Annotated in this window: 21 protein-coding genes and 2 pseudogenes; 15 read left to right on the plus strand and 8 right to left on the minus strand. The window is 73.0% G+C overall.

Annotated elements, in window-relative coordinates; all coding sequences use genetic code 11:
• The 5 genes from AOK22_RS03010 to AOK22_RS03030 all read left to right on the plus strand — a co-directional run.
• Positions 1–507: GNAT family N-acetyltransferase (locus tag AOK22_RS03010; protein ID WP_157872164.1), on the plus strand; the 507-nt coding region annotated here is incomplete at its 5' end.
• Entirely contained in the window at positions 504–2,354 is a 1,851-nt protein-coding gene (locus tag AOK22_RS03015) for a methylmalonyl-CoA mutase family protein (protein WP_055696958.1), read from the plus strand. The genes AOK22_RS03010 and AOK22_RS03015, both read left to right, overlap by 4 nt.
• Positions 2,354–4,555, plus strand: coding sequence for a methylmalonyl-CoA mutase (gene scpA / locus AOK22_RS03020; protein ID WP_055696959.1), 2,202 nt, complete (start codon positions 2,354–2,356; stop codon positions 4,553–4,555). The genes AOK22_RS03015 and scpA overlap by 1 nt, the downstream gene beginning before the upstream one ends.
• Before the next feature lie 19 nt (positions 4,556–4,574).
• Entirely contained in the window at positions 4,575–5,582 is a 1,008-nt protein-coding gene (gene meaB / locus AOK22_RS03025) for a methylmalonyl Co-A mutase-associated GTPase MeaB (protein ID WP_055697012.1), read from the plus strand.
• A 48-nt stretch (positions 5,583–5,630) separates the two neighbouring features.
• On the plus strand, positions 5,631–6,704 hold the full coding sequence (locus AOK22_RS03030) for an enoyl-CoA hydratase/isomerase family protein (protein ID WP_055696960.1): 1,074 nt from the start codon (positions 5,631–5,633) through the stop codon (positions 6,702–6,704).
• Positions 6,705–6,789: 85 nt separating this feature from the next.
• On the opposite strand, the gene AOK22_RS03035 is transcribed toward AOK22_RS03030, so the two are convergent.
• Positions 6,790–7,263, minus strand: a complete 474-nt coding sequence (locus tag AOK22_RS03035) for a hypothetical protein (protein ID WP_055696961.1) — start codon at positions 7,261–7,263, stop codon at positions 6,790–6,792.
• 147 nt (positions 7,264–7,410) lie between these two features.
• On the opposite strand from AOK22_RS03035, the gene AOK22_RS03040 reads away from it, so the two are divergent.
• Both AOK22_RS03040 and AOK22_RS03045 read left to right on the plus strand, forming a co-directional pair.
• Positions 7,411–8,652 carry a sensor histidine kinase gene (locus AOK22_RS03040; RefSeq protein ID WP_055696962.1) on the plus strand — a complete coding sequence of 414 codons (1,242 nt, stop codon included), beginning with the start codon at positions 7,411–7,413 and terminating at the stop codon, positions 8,650–8,652.
• 133 nt (positions 8,653–8,785) lie between these two features.
• The gene (locus tag AOK22_RS03045) at positions 8,786–9,943 is read left to right on the plus strand and encodes an ROK family transcriptional regulator (RefSeq protein ID WP_069884899.1); all 1,158 of its coding nucleotides are present in this window, start codon (positions 8,786–8,788) and stop codon (positions 9,941–9,943) included.
• Between the two features lie 126 nt (positions 9,944–10,069).
• Here the strand turns inward: AOK22_RS03045 and AOK22_RS03050 are convergent, their stop codons facing one another.
• Both AOK22_RS03050 and AOK22_RS03055 read right to left on the minus strand, forming a co-directional pair.
• Positions 10,070–10,831, minus strand: a complete 762-nt coding sequence (locus AOK22_RS03050) for a GntR family transcriptional regulator (protein WP_055696963.1) — start codon at positions 10,829–10,831, stop codon at positions 10,070–10,072.
• Between the two features lie 307 nt (positions 10,832–11,138).
• Positions 11,139–12,029, minus strand: coding sequence for an RNA polymerase sigma-70 factor (locus tag AOK22_RS03055; RefSeq protein ID WP_055697014.1), 891 nt, complete (start codon positions 12,027–12,029; stop codon positions 11,139–11,141).
• Positions 12,030–12,278: 249 nt separating this feature from the next.
• Between AOK22_RS03055 and AOK22_RS03060 the strand changes: the two genes are divergently transcribed.
• Both AOK22_RS03060 and AOK22_RS44145 read left to right on the plus strand, forming a co-directional pair.
• A complete protein-coding gene (locus AOK22_RS03060) occupies positions 12,279–13,109 on the plus strand; it encodes an alpha/beta fold hydrolase (protein WP_055696964.1) in 831 nt (276 codons plus the stop codon).
• Between the two features lie 88 nt (positions 13,110–13,197).
• Complete coding sequence (locus AOK22_RS44145; RefSeq protein ID WP_482255549.1) at positions 13,198–13,620, plus strand: hypothetical protein; 423 nt, start codon at positions 13,198–13,200, stop codon at positions 13,618–13,620.
• Positions 13,621–13,628: 8 nt separating this feature from the next.
• Here the strand turns inward: AOK22_RS44145 and AOK22_RS44150 are convergent.
• Positions 13,629–13,985 (minus strand): annotated as a pseudogene (locus tag AOK22_RS44150) (EamA family transporter); the annotation flags it as partial.
• Between the two features lie 188 nt (positions 13,986–14,173).
• Between AOK22_RS44150 and pdxR the strand changes: the two are divergent.
• Positions 14,174–15,814 (plus strand): MocR-like pyridoxine biosynthesis transcription factor PdxR, encoded by a 1,641-nt coding sequence (pdxR, locus tag AOK22_RS03070; protein WP_079036297.1) that lies wholly within the window; start codon positions 14,174–14,176, stop codon positions 15,812–15,814.
• Here pdxR and AOK22_RS03075 read toward each other — a convergent pair.
• Positions 15,772–16,182: a VOC family protein gene (locus tag AOK22_RS03075; RefSeq protein WP_055696966.1), complete on the minus strand. Its 411-nt coding sequence runs from the start codon at positions 16,180–16,182 to the stop codon at positions 15,772–15,774. The two genes, pdxR and AOK22_RS03075, sit on opposite strands and share 43 nt — an antisense overlap.
• 277 nt (positions 16,183–16,459) lie before the next feature.
• On the opposite strand from AOK22_RS03075, the gene AOK22_RS03080 reads away from it, so the two are divergent.
• Positions 16,460–18,040 (plus strand): alkaline phosphatase D family protein, encoded by a 1,581-nt coding sequence (locus AOK22_RS03080; protein ID WP_055696967.1) that lies wholly within the window; start codon positions 16,460–16,462, stop codon positions 18,038–18,040.
• A gap of 112 nt (positions 18,041–18,152) precedes the next feature.
• Entirely contained in the window at positions 18,153–19,628 is a 1,476-nt protein-coding gene (locus AOK22_RS03085; RefSeq protein ID WP_244164680.1) for a GNAT family N-acetyltransferase, read from the plus strand.
• Between the two features lie 71 nt (positions 19,629–19,699).
• Here AOK22_RS03085 and AOK22_RS03090 read toward each other — a convergent pair whose 3' ends face one another.
• The gene (locus AOK22_RS03090; protein WP_055696969.1) at positions 19,700–20,938 is read right to left on the minus strand and encodes a trans-sulfuration enzyme family protein; all 1,239 of its coding nucleotides are present in this window, start codon (positions 20,936–20,938) and stop codon (positions 19,700–19,702) included.
• A 60-nt stretch (positions 20,939–20,998) separates the two neighbouring features.
• Here AOK22_RS03090 and AOK22_RS03095 point away from each other — a divergent pair, with 60 nt between their 5' ends.
• The 3 genes and pseudogenes from AOK22_RS03095 (at position 20,999) to AOK22_RS03105 (ending at position 24,166) form a co-directional block, all read left to right on the plus strand.
• On the plus strand, positions 20,999–21,499 hold the full coding sequence (locus tag AOK22_RS03095) for an Lrp/AsnC family transcriptional regulator (RefSeq protein ID WP_055696970.1): 501 nt from the start codon (positions 20,999–21,001) through the stop codon (positions 21,497–21,499).
• Positions 21,500–21,546: 47 nt separating this feature from the next.
• Positions 21,547–23,265 carry a DUF885 domain-containing protein gene (locus tag AOK22_RS03100; RefSeq protein WP_055696971.1) on the plus strand — a complete coding sequence of 573 codons (1,719 nt, stop codon included), beginning with the start codon at positions 21,547–21,549 and terminating at the stop codon, positions 23,263–23,265.
• Positions 23,262–24,166: pseudogene (locus AOK22_RS03105) on the plus strand (ATP-grasp domain-containing protein). The gene AOK22_RS03100 and the pseudogene AOK22_RS03105 overlap by 4 nt, the downstream one beginning before the upstream one ends.
• Before the next feature lie 9 nt (positions 24,167–24,175).
• On the opposite strand, the gene AOK22_RS03110 reads toward AOK22_RS03105, so the two are convergent.
• Together AOK22_RS03110 and AOK22_RS03115 are read right to left on the minus strand one after the other, a co-directional pair.
• Positions 24,176–25,021: an SDR family oxidoreductase gene (locus AOK22_RS03110; RefSeq protein WP_055696972.1), complete on the minus strand. Its 846-nt coding sequence runs from the start codon at positions 25,019–25,021 to the stop codon at positions 24,176–24,178.
• Between the two features lie 95 nt (positions 25,022–25,116).
• A complete protein-coding gene (locus AOK22_RS03115) occupies positions 25,117–25,644 on the minus strand; it encodes a rhodanese-like domain-containing protein (protein WP_055696973.1) in 528 nt (175 codons plus the stop codon).
• Between the last annotated feature and the right edge of the window lie 429 nt (positions 25,645–26,073).

The raw sequence follows: 26,073 nt of genomic DNA on the forward strand, positions 1-26,073 counted from the left end.
GCCGACGCCCCCGCGCTCGCCGCCCTCTCCCCCGAATCGGCCTGGATCCATGCCAGTTGGGGCGGCCCCGAGGGGCTCGCGGGCTCCGGGCACGGCCGGGGCGCGTTCGACCGGGACGGCACGCTCGCGGCGGTGGCCTGCGGTTACTTCGTCGGACAGACGTACGAGGACGTCGCCGTGGTCACCGCGCCCGAGCGGCGTCGCGAGCGCCTCGCCCTGGCCTGCGTCACCGCCCTGTGCGCGGACATCGCCGCGCGGGGCCGCACCGCGAGCTGGTCGTGCGCGCAGGAGAACCGCCCCAGCCGGCTGCTGGCCTGGACGGCTGGATTTCGACTGCGCCATGAATACGTCCGGTACGTCACGGGAAGCCCCAGAGAACTCCCGCACCAGGCCTCACCGGCCCCTAGCCGCCCACCTGTTCGAGATCAAGAGTGTTCAGAAGAGGGCAAGGTCACAGCCTCGAATGACACCGCGTGCCAGGGGTTGCGCCCTAGCATCGGGGCATGACGGTCCTGCCTGACGACGGGCTTTCTCTGGCCGCCGAGTTCCCTGATGCGACCCATGAGCAGTGGCAACGCCTGGTGGAAGGCGTGCTGCGCAAGTCGGGTAAGGACGTATCGGGCACGGCCGCCGAGGAAGCACTGTCCACCGCCCTCGAGGACGGGCTCATCACCCGCCCCCTGTACACCGCCCGCGACACCGTAGCCGATGTCGGACATCCCGGATTCGCACCCTTCGTACGAGGGGGCACGGCAGGCGGCAATGCGGCCATGGGCTGGGACGTCCGGCAGCGGCACGCGAGCGGGGACCCCGCCGCCACGAACGAGGCGGTCCTCACGGACCTGGAGAACGGCGTCACGTCGCTCTGGCTGACCCTGGGCGCCGCCGGCCTCCCCGTGTCGGGCCTGGAGCGGGCGCTGGACGGCGTACTCCTCGACCTCGCGCCCGTGGCCCTCGACGCCGGCGACCAGTGCGAGCCCGCGGCGCGCGAATTCCTGCGCATCGCCGAGGCCGCGGGCGTCGCCGACGGCGCGCTGCGCGGCACCCTGGGCGCGGACCCCCTCGCCCACGAGGCCCGCACCGGCGAGCGGATCGACTCCGTCGCGGGCCTCGTGGAGCCGGCGAAGCTGTGCGGCGAGCGCTACCCGCATCTGCGCGCCGCGACCGTGGACGCGCTGCCGTACCACGAGGCGGGCGCCTCCGCCGCGCAGGAACTCGCCACCTCGCTCGCCACCGGCGTCGCGTACCTGCGCGCCCTCCACGAAGGCGGCATGGCCCTCGACAAGGCCTTCGCCCAGCTGGAGTTCCGCTACGCGGCCACCGCAGACCAGTTCCTGACCATCGCCAAGTTCCGGGCCGCCAGGCGGCTTTGGGCCCGCGTCGCCGAGGCGTCGGGGGTGCCGGACGCCGGCGCCCAGCGCCAGCACGCGGTGACCTCGTCGGTGATGATGACCCGCCGCGACCCGTGGGTGAACATGCTGCGCACGACCGTGGCGTGCCTGGGCGCGGGCGTCGGCGGCGCGGACGCCGTGACGGTCCTGCCGTTCGACCACTCCCTGGGCCTGCCGGACGCGTTCGCGCGCCGCATCGCCCGCAACACCTCGACGATCCTCGTGGAGGAGTCCCACCTCGCCCGGGTCATCGACCCGGCGGGCGGCTCCTGGTACGTGGAGCGGCTCACCGACGAACTCGCCCACTCCGCCTGGGACTTCTTCCAGGAGATCGAGCGCGGGGGCGGCCAGGCCGCGGCGCTGCGCTCGGGTCTGGTCGGCGACCGGATCGCGGCCACGTGGGCCCAGCGCAAGAAGAAGCTGGCGCGGCGGCGCGAGCCCATCACGGGCGTCAGCGAGTTCCCGCTGCTCGCCGAGCGCGCGGTGGAGCGCGAGCCCGCCGCCGCGGCCCCGGCGGGCGGACTGCCCCGGGTGCGCCGCGACGAGGCGTACGAGGAGCTGCGTACGCGCTCGGACGCGCACCTCGAGGCGACGGGCAACCGGCCGAAGGTGTTCATCGCCGCCCTCGGGCCGGCCGCCGCGCACACCGCGCGCGCCACCTTCGCGTCGAACCTCTTCATGGCGGGCGGCATCGAGCCCGTGCACGACCCGGTGACGGTGGACGCCGAGTCGGTCGCCGAGGCGTTCACGGCCAGCGGGGCGAAGGTCGCGTGCCTCTGCTCCAGCGACGCGCTCTACGACGAGCAGGCCGCCGATGTCGCCAAGGCCCTGAAGTCGGCGGGCGCGCTGCGGGTGTTCCTCGCGGGGCGCGGCGAGTTCACCGACGTCGACGAGAACGTCTTCGCGGGCTGCGACGCGGTCGCCCACCTCACCTCCACCCTCGACCGCATGGGAGTGGCGTAATGCGGATCCCCGATTTCTCCGACGTCGGACTCGACGCGGGTGGCGGGCCCTCGGGCTCGGACGAGCAGTGGCGTGCCGCCGTGAAGGAGTCGGCGGGCCGCTCCGAGGCGGACCTGCTGTGGGAGACCCCCGAGGGCATCGCGGTCAAGCCGCTGTACACGGGCGCCGACGTGGAGGGCCTGGACTTCCTCGCCACGTACCCGGGCGTCGCGCCGTATCTGCGCGGCCCCTACCCGACGATGTACGTGAACCAGCCCTGGACGATCCGGCAGTACGCGGGATTCTCCACCGCCGAGGAGTCGAACGCCTTCTACCGCCGCAACCTCGCGGCGGGGCAGAAGGGCCTGTCGGTCGCCTTCGACCTGCCCACGCACCGCGGGTACGACAGCGACCACCCGCGCGTGACGGGTGACGTCGGCATGGCGGGCGTCGCCATCGACTCGATCTACGACATGCGTCAGCTGTTCGACGGGATCCCGCTGGACAAGATGACGGTGTCGATGACGATGAACGGCGCCGTGCTGCCCGTTCTCGCGCTCTACATCGTGGCGGCGGAGGAGCAGGGCGTCGCGCCCGAGAAGCTGGCCGGAACCATTCAGAACGACATTCTGAAGGAGTTCATGGTCCGCAACACCTACATCTATCCGCCGAAGCCCTCGATGCGGATCATCTCCGACATCTTCGCGTATACCTCGCAGAAGATGCCGCGCTACAACTCCATCTCCATCTCCGGCTACCACATCCAGGAGGCAGGCGCGACGGCCGACCTGGAGCTGGCGTACACACTGGCCGACGGCGTGGAGTACCTGCGCGCGGGCCGTGACGCGGGCCTGGACGTCGACGCGTTCGCGCCGCGCCTCTCGTTCTTCTGGGCCATCGGCATGAACTTCTTCATGGAGGTCGCCAAGCTCCGCGCGGCGCGCCTGCTGTGGGCGAAGCTCGTCAAGCAGTTCGACCCGAAGAACGCCAAGTCGCTCTCGCTGCGCACGCATTCGCAGACGTCGGGCTGGTCGCTCACGGCGCAGGACGTGTTCAACAACGTCACGCGCACCTGCGTCGAGGCGATGGCGGCGACCCAGGGCCACACCCAGTCGCTGCACACGAACGCCCTGGACGAGGCGCTCGCCCTGCCCACGGACTTCTCCGCGCGCATCGCCCGCAACACCCAGCTGCTGATCCAGCAGGAGTCGGGCACGACCCGCTCGATCGACCCGTGGGGCGGCAGCGCGTACGTCGAGAAGCTCACGTACGACCTGGCACGCCGTGCCTGGCAGCACATCGAGGAGGTCGAGGCGGCGGGCGGTATGGCGCAGGCCATCGACGCCGGCATCCCGAAGCTGCGCGTGGAGGAGGCGGCGGCCCGCACGCAGGCCCGCATCGACTCGGGGCGCCAGCCGGTCATCGGCGTCAACAAGTACCGGGTGGACAGCGACGAGCAGATCGAGGTCCTCAAGGTCGACAACTCCTCGGTGCGCGCCCAGCAGATCGCCAAGCTGAAGCGGCTGCGCGCCGAGCGCGACGAGGCGGTCTGCCAGGACGCGCTGCGCGCCCTCACCGCGGCGGCCCAGCGCGGCCCCGGCCAGGGCCTGGAGGGCAACCTCCTCGCGCTCGCCGTGGACGCGGCGCGGGCCAAGGCCACGGTCGGTGAGATCTCCGACGCACTGGAGAGCGTGTTCGGGCGGCACGCGGGCCAGATCCGTACGATCTCCGGTGTGTACCGCACCGAAGCAGGCCAGTCCCCGTCCGTCGAGCGCACGCGCACGCTCGTGGACTCCTTCGACGAGGCCGAGGGCCGCAGGCCCCGCATCCTGGTCGCCAAGATGGGCCAGGACGGCCACGACCGCGGCCAGAAGGTGATCGCCTCCGCCTTCGCCGACCTGGGCTTCGACGTGGACGTCGGCCCGCTCTTCCAGACCCCGGCCGAGGTCGCGCGCCAGGCCGTCGAGGCGGACGTGCACATCGTGGGCGTCTCCTCGCTGGCCGCAGGCCACCTCACCCTCGTACCGGCGCTGCGCGAGGAGCTCGCCGCCGAGGGCCGCGACGACATCATGATCGTCGTGGGCGGGGTGATCCCGCCGCAGGACGTGGACGCGCTCCACGAGGCGGGCGCCACGGCGGTGTTCCCGCCCGGCACGGTGATCCCGGACGCGGCGTACGACCTGGTGAAGCGACTGGCGGCCGACCTCGGCCACGAACTGTGAGCCGGTGAGCGCCGACCCCATGCCTGTGACGATCGACATCGATGCGTATGTGAAGGGCGTCCTCGACGGGAAGCGCGCGTACGTCGCGCGCGCCATCACCCTCGTCGAGTCGACCCGTCCGCAGCACCGCGCGCTGGCGCAGGAGTTGCTCACCGAGCTGCTCCCGCACAGCGGGCGGGCCCGGCGGCTCGGCATCAGCGGAGTGCCGGGGGTCGGCAAGTCGACCTTCATCGACGCGCTCGGCACGATGCTCACCTCGCTGGGTCACCGGGTCGCGGTGCTCGCGGTCGACCCGTCGTCCACGCGCACGGGCGGCTCCATCCTGGGCGACAAGACCAGGATGGAGCGGCTCTCGCTGGATCCCGCCGCCTTCGTCCGCCCGTCTCCCTCCGCCGGCACGCTCGGCGGGGTCGCCAAGGCGACCCGGGAGTCGATCGTGGTGATGGAGGCCGCGGGGTACGACGTGGTGCTCGTGGAGACCGTGGGCGTCGGCCAGTCGGAGACGGCGGTCGCGAACATGGTCGACACGTTCCTGCTGCTGACCCTGGCCCGCACCGGCGACCAGCTGCAGGGCATCAAGAAGGGTGTCCTGGAGCTGGCGGACGTGATCGCCGTGAACAAGGCGGACGGCCCGCACGAGCGGGACGCGCGCTCGGCGGCGCGTGAACTGGCGGGCGCGCTGCGCCTGATGCACCCCGCGGACGCCTCCTGGACGCCGCCGGTCCTGACGTGCAGCGCCCGCGAGTCGAGCGGTCTCGACACCCTCTGGGAGCGGATCGAGCAGCACCGCACGCTGCTCGACTCGTCCGGCCGCCTCGCCGCCAAGCGCCGCGACCAGCAGGTCGACTGGACCTGGTCGATGGTGCGGGACGAACTGCTGGGCAGGCTGCGCGCCCACGCGGACGTGCAGCGTGTCGCCCCGGATCTCGAACAGCGCGTGCGCGAGGGTACGTTGACGGCGACCTCGGCCGCCGAGCAGATCCTGGACGCGTTCCAGGGCGACCGGGTCGCGCCGCCTGCCGGGTGAGCGCGTCCCTCGCGCACGCGTCCCTCGTGAAATGGAGCCACCCGCACGATGACCGCCGTGAACGCCACTCCCGACGACACCCCTGCCCTGCTCCGCCGTGAGGGGCGGGCGGGGCACATCGTCCTCGACCGGCCCCGGGCCATCAACGCCCTGAACCACTCCATGGTCCGGATCATGGCGGGCGCCCTCGACGACTGGGAGCGGGACGCCTCGGTGGCGACGGTGGTGCTCACCGGCGCCGGGGAGCGCGGGCTGTGCGCGGGCGGCGACATCCGCTCCATCCACGACGACGTGCGCGCGGGCCGCGCGACGGCGTCGGCGGCGTTCTGGTACGACGAGTACCACCTCAACGCCCGGATCGCCCGCTATCCGAAGCCGTACGTCGCCGTGATGGACGGCATCGTGATGGGCGGCGGCGTGGGTGTCTCGGCGCACGGCAGCGTGCGGGTCGTCACCGAGCGGTCCCGGGTCGGGATGCCGGAGACCGGCATCGGCTTCGTGCCCGACGTCGGCGGCACCTATCTGCTCACCCGCACGCCCGGCGAGCTCGGCACCCATCTCGCGCTGACGGGCGGCGCGGTGGGCGCGGGCGACGCGCTGCTGTGCGGCCTCGCCGACCATTTCGTACCGTCCGAGCGACTGCCCGAGTTCACGGCGGCGCTGGCCGGCACCGATCCGGCGGACGCCGTGCGGCGGTTCGCGACGCGGGCACCGGAGGGCGAACTCGCCGGGCACCGCGAGTGGATCGACCACTGCTACGCGGCGGACTCCGTGGAGGAGATCGTCGACCGGCTGCACGCCTCCGGTGACCGGCACGCCAAGGAGGCCGCGGAGACGCTTCTCGCCAAGTCCCCGATGTCCCTCAAGGTCACGCTCGCCGCGCTGCGCCGGGCACGGGAACTGCCGTCCCTGGAAGCGGTGCTGGAGCAGGAGTACCGCGTCTCCTGCGCCATGCTGGCCGCGCCGGACCTGCCCGAGGGGATCCGCGCCCAGGTGGTCGACAAGGACCGCAGGCCGCGCTGGTCGCCGGCGGAGCTGTCGCAGGTGACGGACGCGGACGTGGCCCGCGTCTTCGCGGCGGTGGACGGTCCGGCGGACGACGGCGGTCTTCGCCTCCTCTGACGCCCGCGCCACGCCGTCACGCCGGGTCCCTTGCACCGGTCACGCCTGGCCCCATCCACCGGTCACGGCGGGCCCCATCCACCGGTCACGGCGGGTCGATCTCCGTCACGACGGCCAGGAGTTGGAAGGGCAGCTCCCGGTCCCACTGGGCGACGCCGAGCGCGATCCAGCGGTCCTCCACGCGCCACAGGTGCAGATCGGGGACGGCCGAGCACAGCTGCCGCCACGGCTCCGGTATCTCCTCGGTCTCCTCCCCCGCGTGCCCGCCCGTCTCGAAGTCCTCTTCCATGGCGCGCTCGAAGAGACGTGCCAGGCTGAACCTCTGCGGCGGGCCCCACCGGTCGGCCAGGAGCACGGTCAGGCCGTCGCGCTCGGCCTCGAACTGCTCCTCAGCGGCGTGCCAGCGCGTCCCGTCGTCCTCCCAGAAGGTGTCGCTCGTCAGTAACTCCGCGATGTGGTACCCGGGTCCCTCGGCGCCGCACGCCGACCTGCCGTGCTCCGCGGGGAACTCCCGGGAGCGCAGCAGGTCGATGGCGGCGAGATGCTGTGCGGTACTCATGACGTCCAGTAAACCGGGCGCCACTGACAACGGGTCACCTGCCGTGGGCGTCGGCCGCACCGCACCACCAAGACCCTCCGCACCAGGCAGTTCACCTCCCCCACGAGGGGGAGCCGCCCCTGCCGACACGGCTGGCAGGATGACGGCATGCCCGGCTTCCTCAGACCCCTGGCGCGCGCGGTCACCTACGCGCGTTGGCTGCACATCCTGGTGGGTTCGGTGATCGCCTGGATCTGTGGCGCGATCTACCCCGGCCTGCCCGTCGACGCGCGTACCGACTGGCTTCTCATGCTGGTCATTCCCGTGCCCCTGGTCGTCGCGGCAGCGATGGTGCCCGCCATGCGACGCGTCGAGGGTCTTCAGGCACGGATGTTGCTGTTCCCGTCCCCGCAGCCGCCCGGACACGAACGGCACGCGCGCGTGGACGATGCCGATGACGACCCCGGCATCTCCGTGGCCCCGTCCGCCTCGTGGCGGGACCGGGCGAGGACCGCGCTGTGGCTCGTGCTGCGCCTGGAGGTGGGCGGCGTCATGGCCCTGGCGACCGTGCAGCTCCTGGGCCTGGCCTTGTCCCTGCTGGGCTCGACGGACGACGAACGGACCCACGCCTCGGGCGCGTTCCTGCCCACCCCCTCCCTGGGCCGGGCCGACATCCTCCTGAGCGTACTGCCCGTCCTCGTCGTGCTGGCCCTCGCCGTCGCGGTCGGCCACGGCATGGCGTGGGCGGCCCGCAGGCTCCTGGGGCCCTCCCCCGCGGAGCGGCTCGCCGCCCTGGAGGAGCGCACCGAACAACTCCTGGAACGCAACCGCATCGCGCGGGAGCTGCACGACTCGATCGGGCACGCGCTGACCGTCGCCGTCGTCCAGGCGGGCGCGGCCCGCGCCGCGGCCGACCCGGAGTTCACCGACCGCGCCCTGGAGGCCGTCGAGGAGACCGGCCGCGCGGCCCTGGACGACCTGGAGCGTGTCCTTCGGATCCTGCACGAGGACGGGGAACCCGCGGGCGAACGGCCCACGCTCACCGACACCGAGCGCCTGCTCGCCTCCGCCCGCGCCTCGGGCGCCGAGGTCGACGCCGAGGTGACGGGCCCGCTGGAGCGCATCCCCGGGCCCGTCTCGCGCGAGGGCTACCGCATGCTCCAGGAGGCGCTGACGAACGTCCTGCGCCACTCGGGTCCGGTTCCGGTACGGCTGCGCGTCGCCGTCGACGACGCCCGCCTCGTGATGAACGTACGCAACGCGCTCACCCCCTCCACCTCGCCCCACACCGGTCGCGGCGGCAGCGGACTGCGCGGCATACGGGAGCGGGCCGCGCTCCTGGGCGGCCGCGCCACGACGGGTCCGCACGACGAAGCATGGCAGGTCCACGTCGAACTACCCCTGCGGTGATCTACGCTGACCGGACGCCGGTCGCAGTGTCGCGCCTGTCGGCGTGCGGGACCGTGGCGGGTCCGGCACTCGCCGCTGTCCCGTCCTGCGAGTACGATCCGGCCATCATGCGCACGAGCTGGGAGGACGGACGTTGGGGCAGCTGACCGGCGGGGACCCCTCTCTGTTGCGGCGGATCAACTCCGCGGTGGTGCTGCACGCGCTGCGTGCCGCGGACTTGGCGACGCTCACGGAGATCACCCGCGTGACCGGGCTCTCCCGGCCCACCGTCGAGGGGGTCGTCGAGGGCCTCATCGAGGCGGGACTCGTGGTGGAGTCCGCACCCGAGGACAGCGGCGCCCGGCGCCAGGGACGCCCTGCCCGGAAGTTCCGCTTCCGAGCGGAGGCGGGCCATCTGCTCGGCCTGGAGATCGGCTCCCACCGGGTGGCGGCCGTCCTCTCGGACCTGGACGGCACGGTCCTCGGCACCGGTGCGAAGAGCGTCTCCGCGGAGGCCTCGGCGGACGACCGGCTCGAACGCCTGCGGACGATGGTGGCCGACCTGCTGCGCCGCGCGGGGATCGCCCGCAGCTCGCTGCGCGCGGTCGGGGTGGGCAGCCCCGGCATCCTGGAGGCCGACGGCACGGTGCAGCTGAGCACGGCGCTGCCCGAGTGGACGGGGCTCCAGCTGGGCGAGCGGCTGCGCCGCTCGTTCAAGTGCCCGGTCCTGGTGGAGAACGACGCGAACGCCGCGGCCGTGGCCGAGCACTGGAAGGGTGTCGCGGCCGACACGGACGACGTGGTCTTCGTCCGCGCGGGGCTGAGCCCCGGCGCGGGTTCCCTGATCGGCGGGCGGCTGCACCGCGGCTACGGGGGCGCGGCCGGCGAGATCGGCGCGCTGCACCTCCTGGGCCGCGAGGCCACCCCGGAGACCCTCCTGTCCACCACGGGCGAGCCCCTGCACCCACTCGACGAGCAGGCGGTCGCCGACGTCTTCGCCCACGCTCGCGAGGGCGACGAACGCGCCCGGGCGGCGGTGGAGCGCTTCATCCAGCGCCTCGTGCACGATGTGGCGGCCCTGGTCCTCGCCCTCGACCCCGAGCTGGTCGTGGTCGGCGGCTGGGCGTCCGGCCTGGACGGCGTCCTGGAACCCCTGGACCGCGAACTGGCCCGCTACTGCCTGCGCCCACCGAAGGTGGCCTTGTCGACGCTGGGAGAGGCGGCGGTATCGACCGGCGCCCTGCGCCTGGCACTAGACCACGTGGAGGAGCAACTGTTCGCCGTGGAGGGAACGGTAACGGCCCGCCGCTGAGCCGCAGGGTTGCTTCCGCGTGTCGCAATTAATTCCCGGACATTTCCGGCATTAGCGACACGCCAGCGGGACTTTCCTGCAATCCCCCACTCCAGAGCATCGGCTCCGGCCGGGCCGGCGCGGCCCTCAGGCCGGCGCGCCTCCGCCCTCGTGGTGGATCTCCACGCCCCCCGAGTCGCCGAAGGTCAGGCGGCACGTGTCGGCTCGGTAGGTGGCCACCGACACCGCGGCCGTGCGGCCCTCGGCGAAGAAGCGGGTGGTCACCATGAGGACCGGCGCTCCGGGGAGGCGGTCCAGGGCCTTGGCGTCGTCCGCGCGGGCCGAGCCGAGTTCGACGGCCCGGTCCTGGCCCTCGAGGTCGAGCCGGGCGAGCTCGCGCATGACGACGCGCGCACGGGCAGCGCCCGACGGAGCGTCCATGCCGGTCAGCTCGGCGACCGACGACGTGGGGACGTACAGCAGCTCGGCCGCGACGGGCTGGCCGTTCGAGACGCGGGTGCGGCGCACCACGTGCACCTGCTCGCCGGAGAACGTCTCCAGCATGCGGGCGACCTCGGCGGGCGGTGCGGCCGGCGCGCAGTCCGCGGGCTGCCAGGCGTCGCCGACCGCACCCGGCCACGAGCCCTGGGCGGAGCCGACGGCCACGCCCATGCGGGGCGGGGCGACGGTCGTACCGACCCCGCGGCGGCGCTGGAGCCTGCCTTCGAGCTCGAGCTGTTCGAGAGCCTGCCGGAGCGTGGCACGGGCGACACCGAAGCGGGCGGCGAGATCGCGCTCGTTCGGCAGGATCTCGCCGACGGCGAACTCGGAGTCGAGCGCCTCACTGAGCACGGTCTTCAGATGCCAGTACTTCGGCTCCGGCACCGTTTCGAGCTGCGTGGTCCCCACCCTGTCCTCCGCATTCGCCGTTCACCGGCGGCGTTTTAGCGCCCTTGTTTATTAAAGGTTCCTGCACTATCCCTGCGACCATAGGGCCGCACCCACCCTTGGTCAAGACCAATCCTCGATCCGTTACAGCCCGCACAGGGGTGATGCCACAGAGCATTCATGCGCTGTTCGCGCGGGGCCAAGCGGGCGTAATCGGCCATGCGCGCGCGAACGGCGCACAAAGATCGCAGCAAAAAGCCCCCGCTCTCCCGGGCGGGGGCTCTGTCCTGCGCAAACGCGTCTTTGTCAGCGATTCAAGAGTCTCGCTCTACCGCGCGAGCGACACGAGCTTGTCCGGATTGCGGACGATGTAGACACTCTGGACACGGCCGTCGGCGACATCCAACTGGAAGATGCTGTCCGGCTTGCCGTCAACAAGGAAGAGCAGTGCGTCGCCGCCATTGACTTCCAGGAAACGGAATTCGTACTCGGCGGCTCCGGGGACGCCCTTGCGGGCGACGCCCAGCAGGAACCGGCCGACCTTGTCGGCGCTCTCGATGACCCGCAGCGGCGCCTTGGACTTCCCGCCGCTGTCGCCGACCAGGCGGACGTCCGGCGCGAGCAGCGACATCAGCCCGTCCAGGTCGCCCTCCGTCGCCGCGGCGAGGAAACGCTCGGTGAGGTCACGGCGCTCGGCCGGGTCCACCTCGTAGCGGGGGCGGCCCGCGTCGACGTGCTTGCGGGCCCGCGCGGCGAGCTGGCGCACGGCGGCTTCGTTGCGGTCGAGCGTGAGGGCGATCTCGGAGAAGGGGAACCCGAAGGCCTCGCGGAGCACGAACACGGCGCGCTCCAGGGGCGAGAGGGACTCCAGGACGACGAGGACGGCCAGGGACACCGACTCGGCGAGGACGGCCCGCTCCGCGGTGTCGGGGACGGTCTGCCCGAAGTCGGTGGCGTAGGGCTCGGGGAGCCATGGCCCCACGTACGCCTCGCGTCGGGTCTGCACCTGGCGCAGGCGGTCGATGGCGAGCCGGGTCGTCACGCGCACCAAGTAGGCGCGCGGTTCGCGCACTTGGCCGTGGTCGGCCACCGACCAGCGCAGCCAGGCCTCCTGGACGACGTCCTCCGCGTCGACCACGCGCCCGAGCATGCGGTAGGCGACACCCATCAGGACAGGGCGGTGCTCTTCGAAGACATCGGTCGCGCTGTTGGTGGCCACGTCCTCCATCCCAGCCCACGAAACAGCCCGTGTCCAGCGGAAATCGGTGCGGCGCACAGCACATCGGGACCCCTCCGGCGGGTGCTCGGGCGGACCCGCACGGCCGCCGCGCGGGCGTACGCGCGGCGGTGCGCGTGAAGCACCGGCGACCACCCTCTTGAAGTGAGGCCTACTGAGCGGTAATTGTTGCTGACATCGTGTCTAACGCATCGGACGAACCGTCGCCCAGCGGCGGGGACAGGAGTGGTCATGGCGGCAGAGGTGTCCTTCGGTGTGGCGTCGCCCGACGGCCCGCGCACCGTGACGATCTCCTACGAACGTGCGGGCGCCGGTGAGCCGTTGCTGCTGCTGCACGGCATCGGGCACCACCGGCAGGCGTGGGACCCGGTGATCGAGATCCTGGCCGCCGAGCACGACGTGATCGCGGCGGACCTGCCCGGCTTCGGGACCTCCCCCGCGCTGCCGGACGGGCTCGCCTACGACCTCGCGACGGTCGTCCCCGTGCTCGGCGCGTTCTGCGAGGCCCTGGGCATCGAGCGGCCGCATGTGGCGGGCAACTCGCTCGGCGGGCTGCTCGCGCTGGAGCTGGGCCGCGAGAAGCTCGTGCGCTCCGTCACCGCACTGTCCCCCGGCGGCTTCTGGTCGCCCGCGGAGCGCCGGTACGCGTTCACCACGCTGATCGCGATGCGGCGGGGCGCCCGGCTGCTGCCGCTGCCCGCGATCGAGCGCCTGTCGGGCTCGGCGGCCGGACGCACGGCGCTCACGAGCACCATCTACGCCCGCCCTTGGCGCCGTTCACCGGGGGCCGTCGTCGCCGAGACGCTCGCGCTGCGCGATGCCAGCGGGTTCGACGCCACGCTCGCGGCCGGGCGTGACGTCGTCGTCCGGGACGACGTGCCGGGCCTGCCGGTCACCGTCGCCTGGGGCACGCGGGACCGGCTGCTCCTGCCCCGTCAGGGCATCCGCGCCAAGCACGCCATCCCCGGCGCACGGCTCGTCCGGCTCCCCGGGTGCGGCCACGTCCCGATGCACGACGACCCGGCCCTCGTCTCCCGCGTCATCCTCGACACCTGCCGCTGACCGGCGCCGGCCGACGACCCCGGACCCCAGGACCACCCCGGCGCCGACGAGGGCGCTGCCGATGGCCTGGGGTGCTCCGTAGCTGCCCGTGCCGACGAGAGGCGCGGTACCGGCCGCCGCGACCGGGATGAGCCCCGAGAAGAGCGTGGCCCGTTCCGCACCGATGCGCCGCAGGCCCGTGTACCAGAGGACGAACCCGACGACGGTGACGACCGCCGACTGCCACAGCAGGGCGGCGCCTTCGGTGAGATCGGGCCCGCGCACGAAGGCGCTCCCGTCGACGGCGATCCCCAGGACCGCCGACTCGACGGCTGCGAGTCCGCACACGGTGGCGGCGAGGAGCCGGGGGCCGAGCGGGCGCACCACGGGCACGGCGAGCACCGCGAAGCCGACCTCGCCCGCGAGCGCGCCCACTGAGAACACGAGCCCCGGGACGTCCGTGCGGCCCCAGCCCTGCACGGCGAAGGCGCCCGCGGCGACGAGCAGGGCGCCGGGCAGCACGGACTTCTGAGGGGTGCGCCGTTCCAGAAGCGGCACAAGGAGAGCGACGACCACGGGCGCGCATCCTACGAAGACACCCGGTACGGCAGGTTCCGCCGACCGTTCCGCAGCCAGAATCGCCACGTTGAAACCGACCATCCCCACGGCCGCCAGAAGGGCGAGGCGTCCCCATTGTCCGGTGCTCAGACGCCTCAGAGGCCTCGTGCCGCCCCGGCCCAACAGGGGGATCAGAAGCAGACAGGCGAAGCCGTAGCGGACGAACTGGCCTCCCAGGTATGGGTAGTCGCCCAGCACACTGTTGGCGGTGAAGGAGCCGCCGACGAGGAGGCAGGCGAGGGCCGCGGGCAGCGACCCCCGCGAGGAGTTCACGTTCATGCCCCGACGCTAGGAAGCCCGGCGGTCCTCGTTGAGGGCCACTTCCACGTCGGGTTCGGAGACCACTTCGCGCCGCCCGTCCCCCGTACGCTCGCCCCGTCCGCGCGCCCCCACGGCGCGACCACTCATCCGCCCGGCCGTTCGCGCGAAGACCGAGGACCCGCGGACCCGAAGACCCGAAGAGGTGCATGGCGCTGACTTCACAGCCACAGAGCGAGGCCGGCCGCGAGCGGTGGAACGCCGCCTGGGAACTGCTGCTGCCTGCCGTGTCCGCCCCCGCCCGCAGCCGGGGCCGCACGCTGCGCTCGGCCCTGCGGGAGGCCGTCAGATCGGGCCGGCTCACGGCGGGCACCCGGCTGCCCTCCAGCCGTGAACTCGCCGCGGACCTGGGCGTCTCGCGGGGTCTGATCACGGAGGCGTACGAGCAGTTGACGGCGGAGGGCTATCTGCGCAGCGACCGCGGTTCGGGGACGTGGGTGAGCGACGCGGCACGGGCCGCCGCTCCCCCGGTGTGTGACCTCGCCCCGCGCGACGGCCACGCGCGCGTGGACTTCCTTCCCGGGCTCCCGGACCTGTCGCTGTTCCCGCGCGCCGCCTGGGCCGCCGCCCACCGGCAGGAACTCGCCGCGCTGCCGCACCACATGCTGGGCTATCCGGACCCGCGCGGGCTGCCCCGGCTGCGCACCGTGCTGGCCGAACTCCTCGTGCGCCGCCGCGGTGTGGTCGCCGATGCCGAGCGCGTGGTCGTGTGTTCCGGGGTGGCCCAGGCCATGACCTTGCTGGCACAGGCCCTCCACGCGCGGGGACACACCACGATCGGCGTCGAGGACCCCGGGAGCCCCGAGCACGAGACGCTGCTCTGTGCCGCGGGGGTCACACCGGTGCGGATCCCCGTGGACGAGGAGGGTGTGCTCGTCGAGGCCCTGCGGGACCAGGGCGTACGCGCGGTCGTCACCACCCCCGCCCACCAGTTCCCCTCGGGGATCGCCTACTCCGCCCGGCGCCGCGCCGCGCTCCTGGACTGGGCGCGGTCCGTGGACGGTCTGATCGTCGAGGACGACTACGACGGCGACTTCCGCTACGACCGCGCGCCGGTGGGAGCACTGCAGGGCCTGGACCCCGAACACGTCGCGTACACCGGTTCGGTCAGCAAGTCGCTGGCCCCCGGGCTGCGGCTGGGCTGGCTGCTGGTGCCGGAGAAACTCGCCGAGGAGGTCGTCGAGCGCAAGCGGGTCGTCGACCTCGGCAACCCGGTGCTCGACCAGGCGCTGCTGGCCCGGTTCGTGGAACGGGGCGAGTACGACCGGCAGTTGCGGCGCTGCCAGCGCGCGTACCGCGAGCGCAGGGACACGCTGGTGGCGGCGCTGCACGAGCGGCTGCCGGGCGTGCGGGTCACCGGGATCGCGGCCGGTCTGCACGTCATCGCGCGGCTGCCCGCCCGCTGGGGCCCGCAGGACGCCTTCCTGGCGCGGGCCGTGGCGGCGGGCGTCGCGGTCCGGCCACTCGGCGACTACGGCGCGGGGACGGACCGCACGGGTCCGGCGGGCGACGGCGTACGTCTGGTGCTCGGTTACGCCCATCTGTCACCGGCCCGCATCTCCGAGGGCGTACGGATCCTGGCGGAGGCCGTACGCGGACCAGAAGCCGTACGCGAGAAGGAAACCGTGCGGCAGCCGGAAGCCGTCCGCGCACCGGATGCCGTGCGGAAGTCCCGGCCCGCGAGGAAACCGGCGCAGAAGACGAAAGGGGTGCGGCCCCCTCAGGAGATCGGGGCGGCGCGGACCTCTCAGGAGTTGGACCACGCGCGCGTGGAGAGCACCAAGCGGTAGCCGTCGGGGTCCTCCACGGTGACGCCCCACTCGTTCCAGTACGGGTTGGGCGACAGGACACGCGTGCCGCCGTGCTCCTCCAGGCGGGCGACCAGCGCCTCGGGGACCTCGCCGTCCACGTAGACGACGAGCAGGTCCTCCTCGGTGGGGCGCGGCTGGACGGGGGCTGCGGCCTCGTGGACGAGTTCGAGGTGCCAGGACGCGTCGGGCCAGCCCACCATGAGCAGGTCGTGCTCGCCGGGAGCGCCGTCGCCCTCGGCCCGGTACACCACGTCCAGGCCGAGGCCGTCGACCCAGAAGCGCTCGGCCGCGGCCAGGTCGCGGGACGGGCGGGCGATGCGGATGTGGCTCTGGCCGTTCACGGGCACGCGACTCCCCCTTCGGTGCGGCACCCCGGCGGCGTGCCCTGGTCCCGAGCGTAGCCAGCAGTGGATCTTGCGCGCATCGGCCGTCCGTCCCGGGCGTCCGGTCCGACGGCGTACGCCCCTGGGCCTAGGCCGTGCCGAGGCAGGTCGGCGCGAACCCCGCGCGGCGGTTCCCCCTCGCCTGTGGGGAGTTGTTCACTTGTGGTTCGCGTGGACGCTGTGGCGCAGTACCCGCCGGGCACCCGCACACTGGTCGCACCCGTCAACTGGAGGCGCATTCATGTCAGATCGTCAGCCGAGCCCGTCCCCTCGCCGCCGCAGCGTGCTGCGCGGTTCGCTCGCCGTGCCGGCGGCGCTCGCCGTGCCCGCGCTCGCCGGGGCGGCTCCCTCGCTCGCCCTCTCGGGACGCCCGAAGGCCGGGTGGGGTGTGCAGGCCGGTGACGTGGGCGCGCATTCGGGACTCGTGTGGGTCCGCTCGGACAGACCGGCCCGGATGATCGTGGAGACGTCGGCCACCGAGTCGTTCCGCAACCCCCGGCGGTGGCACGGCCCGCTGCTCGGTCCGGACACGGACCTCACCGGGACGACCCGGCTGCGCGGTCTGCCGGCGGGCGAGCAGATCCACTACCGCGTGCTGCTCGCGGATCCCGACGACCCCCGGCGCACGGGCGAGCCCGTCCGCGGCACGTTCCGTACGACGCCGAGGGGCCGCAAACAGGGCGTGCGCTTCCTGTGGTCGGGCGACATCGCCGGGCAGGGCTGGGGCATCAACCCGGACCGCGGCGGCTACCGCATCTTCGAGGAGATGCGCCGGCGGGACCCGGACTTCTTCCTGTGCAGCGGTGACAACATCTACGCCGACGGGCCCATCCTGCCGCGCGTCACGCTCCCCGACGGCACCGTGTGGCGCAACATCACGACGGAGGAGAAGTCCAAGGTCGCCGAGTCGCTCGCGGAGTTCCGCGGCGCGTTCCGCTACAACCTGCTCGACGAGAACCTCAAGCGGTTCAACGCCCAGGTGCCGTCCATCGTCCAGTGGGACGACCACGAGGTGCGCAACAACTGGTACCCCGGGCAGATCCTCGACGACGCGCGCTACACGGAGAAGGACGTGAACGTCCTCGCCGGGCGCTCGCTGCGGGCGTTCAGCGAGTACTTCCCCGTCTCCACGCTGCCGCCGGGCGACGAGGACGGCCGGGTGTACCGCGTGCTGCGGCACGGGCCGCTCCTGGACGTGTTCGTCCTGGACATGCGCTCGTATCGCAACGCCAACTCGCCGGGCCGGCAGCCCGACGACGCCACCGGCATCCTGGGCGCCCGGCAGCTGGCCTGGCTGAAGCGGGAGCTCTCGCGCTCGCGTGCGGTGTGGAAGGTGATCGCGTCCGACATGCCGCTGGGCCTGGTCGTGGCCGACGGCAAGGAGAACTTCGAGGCCGTCGCGCAGGGCGATCCCGGTGCCCCGCTGGGCCGCGAACTGCAGATCGCCGAATTGCTGCGGCACATCAAGCACCGCAGGATCACCGGCACGCTGTGGCTGACCGCCGACGTGCACTACACCTCGGCGCAGCACTACGACCCCTCGCGCGCCGCGTTCAAGGACTTCGCGCCGTTCTGGGAGTTCGTGTCCGGGCCGCTGGCCGCCGGCGGTTTCCCGGCGACGAAGCTCGACGGGACGTTCGGGCCCGAGCAGAAGTTCATCAAGGCGCCGAGCCGTGCCAACACCTCTCCGGCCGAGACCCCGCAGTACTTCGGCGAGGTCGACATCGACGGGGGCAGCGGCGCGCTGACGGTGCGGCTGCGGCAGGAGGGCGGCGGCGTGCTGTTCACCCAGGTCCTGGAGCCGGGCCGGGTGGGGCAATAGCCCGGCGGGTCAAATCATTGCCAAAGGGGCATAGGACCCCTTAACCCATCGGTCACACATCGTTCGTGATCACGCAACACCGGTCCAGCACAGTGGCCGTATGAGAGCTGAGATGTCTGACGTGACACGGACGAAGCACGGTCGCCCCGTTCACCACTGGCGGCGCGACCTCGTCGAACTGGCGGCCCTGTTCACGGCCGTCGCGGTGGCCGACGCCGTGGCGAACATGATCGGGCACGGCCCCGACGGGCCCGCCCTGCTGGTGGTGTCGGCCGTGGTGCTCCTGGCCACGGTCGGCTTCCACACATGGTGGGCACGACGCCACAACCACGCACCGCCGACGGCGCACGATACCGGCACCCGGTCTCCCGCGGACGCGGAGCGGACCGGGCCCGAGCCCACCACGGCCACGACCACCACCACGCCCGCGGCGTCCGAAGGCCAGGTGCCGGGCGCGGGCACCCTGTGGCGGATGCGGACGACGGTGCGGGACGAGCCGGGGTCCCTGGCCGCGCTGTGCGTGTCGCTCGCCGAGCGGCGCGTGGACATCCTGAGCCTGCAGGCCCACCCGCTGGCCGAGGGCACCGTGGACGAGTTCCTGCTGCGCACTCCCGACGACCTGTCGGCCTCCGAGATCACCCGGGCCGTCTCCCGCGCGGGCGGTTCCGGCACCTGGATCGAGCGCGCCGACGCCCACGACCTGGTGGACGCCCCCACCCGCATCCTGGGCCTGGCCACCCGCACGGCGCTCGACGCGGCCGAACTCCCCCTCGCGCTGCGGCATCTGCTCGGCCGCTGCACGATCCGCTCGCTGCCCGCCGCGACGCGCAAGGGCGAGGCGGCGTCGGCGGAGGGCAGCCCGGTCGACGGCGTACTCGAGGACACCGTGCTCCGGCTCAAGGGCCCCGAGGGCGAAGTGATCACCGTGGAGCGGCCCTATCTGCCCTTCACGCCGACCGAGTTCGCCCGCGCGCGGGCCCTGGTCGAGCTGGACACGCGCCTCGGCCCGCGCATCCCGCGCAGCCAGGACGTCCTGACGCTGCCGGAGGGGGACTCCATCACCGTGCGCCGGGCCGACACCGGCGACGTCGACACCGCCAAGGCCATGCACGAGCGGTGCTCGCCGCGCACGCTGAGCATGCGGTACCACGGCCCCGTGCGCGACGCGGACCGCTATCTCAACCACCTGCTCAGCCCCCGGTTCGGCCGCACCCTCGCGGTGCAGACCGCGTCCGGCCGGATCGTCGGGCTCGGCCACCTCCTCTGGGACGGCGACGAGACCGAGGTCGCCCTCCTGGTCGAGGACGGCTGGCAGCGCCGCGGCATCGGCAGCCAGCTGCTCGGCCGCCTCGTGGCGATGGCGGTCGAGGCGGGCTGCGAGAGCGTGTACGCGGTGACGCAGGCGTCCAACACGGGCATGGTCGCCGCGATGCGCGGGCTCGGCCTGCCGCTCGACTACCAGATCGAGGAGGGCACGCTCGTGATCACGGCCCGCCTCGACGCGACGCCGGTCGGCTCACGCCTGCCGTACGACGTCCAGGACGGGCGGGACGGCCCGGCCGAACGCCATCAGCAGGCCGAGCACTGAGGACCGGGACCGGCGGGCGCCCGGCAGGCGGAGCGCCGACGGTCACGAGCCGTCGGGCGGAGCACCGCGGTTCACAGTGCGGGGGCGGCCTCCGCGACGGGCCGCTTCGCCCCGACGGGCGCCGCCCCTGTCACCGCGACCGGTCCCAGCGCCCGGTCCAGGTCCCCCCACAGGTCCTCGACGTCCTCCAGCCCGCACGACATGCGCAGCAGCCGGTCGCTCACCCCGGACGAGTGCCGGTCGCCGACGTCCACCACGCGGTGGCTGATGGACGCCGGGTGCTGGATCAGCGAGTCGACGCTGCCGAGGCTGACCGCCGGGGTGATCAGCCGTACCCCGGCGATCACTCCGTGCGGGTCGCCGCAGACCTCGAAGGCGACCATGGCGCCGCCGATCCGTGGGTAGTGCACGCGGGTCACGCGCGGGTCGGCGGCCAGCCTGCGGGCCAGTTCCGCCGCGTTCGCCGACGCCGCCCGCACCCGGACCGGCAGCGTGGAAAGACCGCGCAGCAGCAGGTACCCGGCGAGCGGATGCAGCACCCCGCCGGTGGCGAAGCGCACCTGGCGCAGCTGCCGCGCGAACTCCTCGTCGCACGCGACCACCCCGCCCAGGACGTCGCCGTGCCCGCCCAGGTACTTCGTGGCGCTGTGCAGCACCAGGCGGGCGCCACTCTCGACGGGCCGCTGCAGCACGGGCGTGGCGAAGGTGTTGTCGGCGAGCAGCGGCACCTCGCCGCACGCGTGGGCGATCGCGCGCAGGTCGAGTTCGGCAAGGGTGGGGTTGGCGGGCGACTCGACCATCACCAGGCCGGTGTCGGGGCGGATGGCGTCCGCGATGCCCGCCGGGTCGACCCAGGTCACCTCCGTACCGACCAGACCCGCGGTGAGCAGGTGGTCGCTGCAGCCGTACAGCGGGCGGACGGCCACGACGTGGCGCAGGCCCGCGGCCCCTCGTACGAGAAGAACGGCGGTCAGCGCCGCCATGCCGCTCGCGAACGCGACCGCGCTTTCCGTGCCTTCGAGTCGGGCGAGGGCCGTCTCGAAACGGGCCACGGTGGGATTGCCGAGGCGGGCGTAGACCGGCGGCCCGTCGTCGACGGTCCCGTCGGCGGCGAAGGCGTCGATGCGCGCGGCCTCGGCCCGGCTGTCGCGGGAAGGGTAGGTCGTGGAGAGGTCGATCGGCGGGGCGTGCAGGCCGAGGTCGGCCAGGTCGTCACGGCCCGCGTGGACGGCCTCGGTGGCCAGGGCACGCGGCGGTGACGCGGCGTCGGCGGAGGGGCGGTGCGGTGCTGTCCCGGTGTTCGCTTCCATGTCGCACAGGCTGAACAACGGCCGGAGACCGGTGTCCGGATGCCGTGCTACGTTCGGCCGATGGCCGAATCTGTCGCACTGGACCCGGTGGACCTGCATATTTTGCGCCTGCTGCAGAACGACGCCCGGACCACGTACCGCGACCTGGCGGCACAGGTCGGTGTCGCGCCCTCCACGTGTCTCGACCGTGTGACGCGGCTGCGGCGCTCGGGAGTGATTCTCGGACACGACCTGCGGCTCGACCCGGCGAAACTCGGCCGCGGGCTCGAAGCGCTGCTTTCCGTACAGGTGCGGCCGCACCGCCGGGATCTCGTGGGCCCGTTCATCGAGCGGGTGCGGGCCCTGCCCGAGTCGCTGTCCCTCTTCCATCTCACGGGGCCCGACGACTTCCTGGTGCATGTGGCGGTGGCGGGGCCCGCGGATCTGCAGCGGCTCGTCCTCGACGAGTTCACGGCGCGGCGCGAAGTGGCACGCGTGGAGACACGGCTGATCTTCCAGCAGTGGGCGTGCGGCCCGCTGCTGCCGCCCGACGCGACGACCGGGGCCGTTTCGGATCACTGAGGCCGATCCTGCTGACGCGCGCCCGTCCCTCGTACGAGGATGTCCGCATGTCAGACACGAAGAACCCGCAGCCGAACGCCGGTCTCCTGCCCCGCGCCGTCGCCGACGCCTTTGTCGACGAGCTGATCGCCCTCGACCCCGTCACGGGCACCTATCTCGGCGTCGAGGAGAGCAACAGCAAGCTCCCGGACACCTCCCCCGAGGGCCAGGAGGCCCTCGCCCGCCTGGCCCGCACGACGCTCGCCCGGCTCGACGAGGCGGAGCGCCTGCCCGGCGCGGACAGTGAGATCGAACGCCGCTGCGGTCGGCTGCTCCGGGAGCGGCTCACCGCCCAGCTGGCGGTGCACGAGGCTGGCGAAGGACTGCGCGCGGTCGGCAATCTCCACACGATGCCGCACCAGGTGCGGGAGATCTTCACCGTGACGCCCATGGAGACCGAGGAGGACTGGGCGGCGATCGCGGAGCGGCTGCGGGCCGTCCCGGCCGCGCTGGAGGGTTACCGCGCGAGCCTCGAACTGGGCCTGGAGCAGAAGCTGTTCGGTCCGCCGCGGCCGACCGCGACGTTCATCGAGCAGCTCACGGAGTGGGCGGGCGAGGGGGGCGCGGAGCCGAGCGGACGCGGCTGGTTCGAGGACTTCGCGGCCGCGGGCCCGCAGGCGCTGCGCGCCGAGCTCGACGCCGCGGCACGGGCGGCGACCGCGTCCGTCGTGGCGCTGCGCGACTGGATGCGGGGCGTCTACGCGCCCGCGATCGAGGGCTCTCCGGACGTCGTGGGCCGCGAGCGCTACGCCCGACTGTCCCGCGAGTGCAACGGCACGGACCTGGATCTGGACGAGGCGTACGCGTACGGCTGGGCGGAGTTCCACCGGCTGCTCGCGGAGATGCGGGCCGAGGCCGAGAAGATCCTGCCGGGCGCGGAGACGCCGTGGGTGGCGCTCGCCCACCTCGACGAGCACGGCACGCACATCGAGGGTGTCGAGGAGGTCCGCGTCTGGCTGCAGGAGCTGATGGACGAGGCCATCGACGCGCTGGACGGCACGCACTTCGAACTCGCCGAGCGGGTGCGGAAGGTGGAGTCCCACATCGCCCCGCCCGGCGGCGCGGCGGCCCCCTACTACACGGGCCCGTCCGAGGACTTCTCGCGCCCCGGCCGCACCTGGCTGCCCACGATGGGCGACACCCGCTTCCCGGTCTACGACCTGGTCTCGACCTGGTACCACGAGGGCGTACCCGGCCATCACCTCCAGCTGGCCCAGTGGGCGCACGTCGCGGAGAACCTCTCCCGCTACCAGGCGACCGTCGGCATCGTCAGCGCCAACGCCGAGGGCTGGGCGCTGTACGCGGAGCGGCTCATGGACGAGCTCGGCTTCCTGACCGACCCCGAGCGCAGGCTCGGCTACCTGGACGCCCAGATGATGCGGGCGCTGCGGGTCATCGTCGACATCGGCATGCACCTGGAAATGGAGATTCCGGCGGACTCGCCCTTCCACCCGGGCGAGCGCTGGACGCCCGACCTCGCCCAGGAGTTCTACGACGCGCACTGCAGCCGTCCCACGGACTACGTGACGAGCGAGATGACGCGGTACCTCACCATCCCCGGCCAGGCCATCGGCTACAAACTCGGCGAGCGCGCCTGGCTGCTGGGCCGGGAGAACGCGCGCCGCCGGCACGGTGACGCGTTCGACGCCAAGGCCTGGCACATGGCCGCGCTCTCGCAGGGCTCGCTGGGCCTGGACGACCTGGTCGACGAGCTGTCCAAGCTGTGAGCGCCGGTTTCCTCCTCCCGTCCGATCCCCTGCGCGCCGCGCGGCCCGACCCCGGGTTCGCCCCGGAGGCCGAGGCCGCGCGGGCGTGCGGCGCCGAGGTCGCGCTCGTCGACCACGACGCGCTGCTGGCCGGGGACGCGGCAGGCGCCGTGGGGCGGGTGCCTCGCGGCTCGGGTCCGTACTGGTACTGGGGCTGGATGATGCCGGTCGCGCGCTACGAGGAGCTGTCGCAGGCCCTCGCGGCGCGCGGCTGCGCCCTGCTCACGCCCTCCGCCGCGTACGGCCGCGCCCATGAACTGCCGGGCTGGTACGACGTGGTGGCCGAGGCGTCACTCACGTCGCGCAGCGTCTGGTGCGCGGCGGCCCCGGGCGCGCCTCCCCCGGCCGGGCGGCTCGCGGAGCTCGTCGCGCCGCTCGGCCCCGGTCCCGGGATCGTCAGGACTACGTGAAGTCCCGCAAGCACGAGTGGGACGAGGCGTGCTTCGTGCCCGACCTGACGGACGGCGCGCGGCTCTCCACGGTGGTCGAGCGGCTCTTCGCGCTGCAGGACGAGTCGCTCGCCGGCGGTCTGGTGGTACGCGCGTACGAACCGTTCGTCGCGGGCGGCGAGGCCCGCGTGTGGTGGCTGGACGGCGAGGTGCTGCTCGTGACCGCCCACCCGGACACTCCGGAGCGGCTGCCCTCGCCCGAACTCGACGGCGTGCGTGCGGCGGTGGCGGCGCTGGGCTGCCGGTTCGTGACGACGGATCTGGCGCTGCGCGAGGACGGGCGGTGGCGGGTCGTGGAGGTCGGCGACGGACAGGTCAGCGGGCTGCCTCGGGGCGCGCGGGGCGCCGACTCCATGGGGGCGGCGGACGCGCTGTACGCCGCGTTGGCCGCCGCCCCGACGCACACCGGATGACGCGGGACGTCAGCGGCGGAAGCCGCCCTCGGAGTCGATGACCTGGCCGGTGATCCAGGCGGCCTCGTCGGTGGCGAGCCAGGAGATGAGCCGGGCCGGGTCGTCGGGCATGCCCCAGCGTCCCGCCGGGAAGCGTGCCGCGATCTGCTCGTAGACCTCGCCGGTGAGGTAGTCCGTGTCCACGGGCCCCGGATTGACGCAGTTGACCGTGACGGCGAGGTCGGCGAGCGCGGTCGCGAGAGTGCGGGTCGCCGAGGCGAGCGCGCCCTTTTGCAGGCTGTAGGCGATCTCGTCCGGCATCCCGCCCGCGATGTCCTGACCCGAGGTCATCATCACGACCCGCCCGCCGGGCGTCCGCTCCTGCAGCTTCGCGCGCAGCCGGGCGTACGCCTGGACGAGAAGGATCACGGACCGGGTGTCCACCTCCCAGTGCGCGTCGAGCATGGCGGCGTCGATCTCGCCGAGCGCGCCGTCACGGCCGCTGCGCGCGTGGTTGGCGACGAGGATGTCGAGCCGTCCGCCGAGCGCGTCGGCGGCCGTCTCGATCAGCCGGGCGGGGGCGGTGGGATCGGCGAGGTCGGCGGGCCCCGCGCACACCGGTGCCTCCGGGTCGCCGAGCGCCTCGCGCACTCCTTCGACGACCTGCTCGGGGCGGTCGGCGCCCCAGGGCATCTCGGCGTCGTGCGGGACGTGGTGGTGCAGATGGACACCGGCGCCGTACGCGGCGAGCCGCCGCGCCACGGCGTATCCGATGCCTCCACGGCGGCTGGCGCCGGTCACGAGGGCGGTCCGCCCGCGCAACGGCAGCGGGTCGCGGCGGAGTTGGCCGACGGTGGGATGCGGTAGATGCGGCATGACAGATCATGATGCGCGCCGGGTGACCGCCGCGCACGGCAGTTGTCCCGGCGCGGCCGCGTGCCGCGGGGAACAGCGGTACGCGGCGCCGCGCCTCAGCAGCCGCAGTCCTCGGCGTCGACCGGCGCGGTGAGCGCGTCGGGGTCGCGCTGCTCGCGGCCCTCCCAGGTCTCGAACTCGAAGCCCTCACGGGCCCAGTACTCGAAGCCGCCCAGCATTTCCTTCACCTGGAAGCCGAGTTGGGCGAGGGCCAGCGCCGCGCGGGTGGCGCCGTTGCAACCGGGGCCCCAGCAGTAGGTGACCACCGGCACCGACGTGTCGAGCAGCGCCTCGGCCTGCTCGACGATGAGCGCCGTGGGCAGGTGGAGGGCGCCGGGGACGTGGCCCTGGTCCCAGGAGGCGGTGGAGCGGGTGTCGATCACGACGAAGCCCGGGTCGCCGTCGGCGGCGAGCGCGGACGCCACGTCGGAGACATCCGCGTGGAAGGCGAGGCTCGCGCCGAAGTAGACGGCGGCCGCGGCCGGGGACGCCGGGGGGACACGCAGGACCGCGTTGTCGGCGGGGGCGACAGGGGCGGCGGAGACTGCGGAAGGGGCGCTGAGCTGCACGTTCGCGTTGTTCATGGCAGAAAATCTACGGGTGGTGGCTGAAAGCCTGAAGGACTGATCACCGGCATCCGGGCCTTCTCGCCGGGGATTTCCCGGCGATGCGCCGCTTTCACCGGGGGCACTCATGGAGACGCGGCGACAGCGGGTTTGTCGCGAAAGACAGTTGCCAGAAGGGTGCCCCCTCCACCGAGAATGGTCCAGACCAGAACTCGCTTGTTCATGCGGCAAAACGCAAGCTCACACGACGGTTCCGCGCTGCCGCAAAACGCTTCGGCGTACGTGGTCCATGACGACGGGTCAGCCGGCGGGCTCGCGCGGCCACCGTCCGGAACGGCGACATCCGGCCAGCGGCGCAGCCCCGGCGGACCTCCGACCGATCGTTCGAATGAAGGTCAATCGGCGTCACTGGTCTACGAAAAGGGCCCGAGGACCGTCAACTGCCCA

The sequence above is a fragment of the Streptomyces silaceus genome (assembly GCF_001419745.1).
In the GTDB taxonomy this organism is placed as follows: domain Bacteria; phylum Actinomycetota; class Actinomycetes; order Streptomycetales; family Streptomycetaceae; genus Streptomyces; species Streptomyces silaceus.

Excerpts from the sequence above, each read along its gene's own strand:
- AOK22_RS03035 (WP_055696961.1), bottom strand. The coding sequence starts at position 7,263 with ATGAGTACCGCACAGCATCTCGCCGCCATCGACCTGCTGCGCTCCCGG.
- pdxR (WP_079036297.1), top strand. The coding sequence starts at position 14,174 with ATGGCGCTGACTTCACAGCCACAGAGCGAGGCCGGCCGCGAGCGGTGG.
- AOK22_RS03090 (WP_055696969.1), bottom strand. The coding sequence starts at position 20,938 with ATGGAAGCGAACACCGGGACAGCACCGCACCGCCCCTCCGCCGACGCC.
- AOK22_RS03085 (WP_244164680.1), top strand. The coding sequence starts at position 18,153 with ATGTCTGACGTGACACGGACGAAGCACGGTCGCCCCGTTCACCACTGG.
- AOK22_RS03095 (WP_055696970.1), top strand. The coding sequence starts at position 20,999 with ATGGCCGAATCTGTCGCACTGGACCCGGTGGACCTGCATATTTTGCGC.
- AOK22_RS03030 (WP_055696960.1), top strand. The coding sequence starts at position 5,631 with ATGACCGCCGTGAACGCCACTCCCGACGACACCCCTGCCCTGCTCCGC.
- AOK22_RS03110 (WP_055696972.1), bottom strand. The coding sequence starts at position 25,021 with ATGCCGCATCTACCGCATCCCACCGTCGGCCAACTCCGCCGCGACCCG.
- AOK22_RS03015 (WP_055696958.1), top strand. The coding sequence starts at position 504 with ATGACGGTCCTGCCTGACGACGGGCTTTCTCTGGCCGCCGAGTTCCCT.
- AOK22_RS03115 (WP_055696973.1), bottom strand. The coding sequence starts at position 25,644 with ATGAACAACGCGAACGTGCAGCTCAGCGCCCCTTCCGCAGTCTCCGCC.
- AOK22_RS03060 (WP_055696964.1), top strand. The coding sequence starts at position 12,279 with ATGGCGGCAGAGGTGTCCTTCGGTGTGGCGTCGCCCGACGGCCCGCGC.
- AOK22_RS03100 (WP_055696971.1), top strand. The coding sequence starts at position 21,547 with ATGTCAGACACGAAGAACCCGCAGCCGAACGCCGGTCTCCTGCCCCGC.
- AOK22_RS03040 (WP_055696962.1), top strand. The coding sequence starts at position 7,411 with ATGCCCGGCTTCCTCAGACCCCTGGCGCGCGCGGTCACCTACGCGCGT.
- AOK22_RS03080 (WP_055696967.1), top strand. The coding sequence starts at position 16,460 with ATGTCAGATCGTCAGCCGAGCCCGTCCCCTCGCCGCCGCAGCGTGCTG.
- scpA (WP_055696959.1), top strand. The coding sequence starts at position 2,354 with ATGCGGATCCCCGATTTCTCCGACGTCGGACTCGACGCGGGTGGCGGG.
- meaB (WP_055697012.1), top strand. The coding sequence starts at position 4,575 with ATGCCTGTGACGATCGACATCGATGCGTATGTGAAGGGCGTCCTCGAC.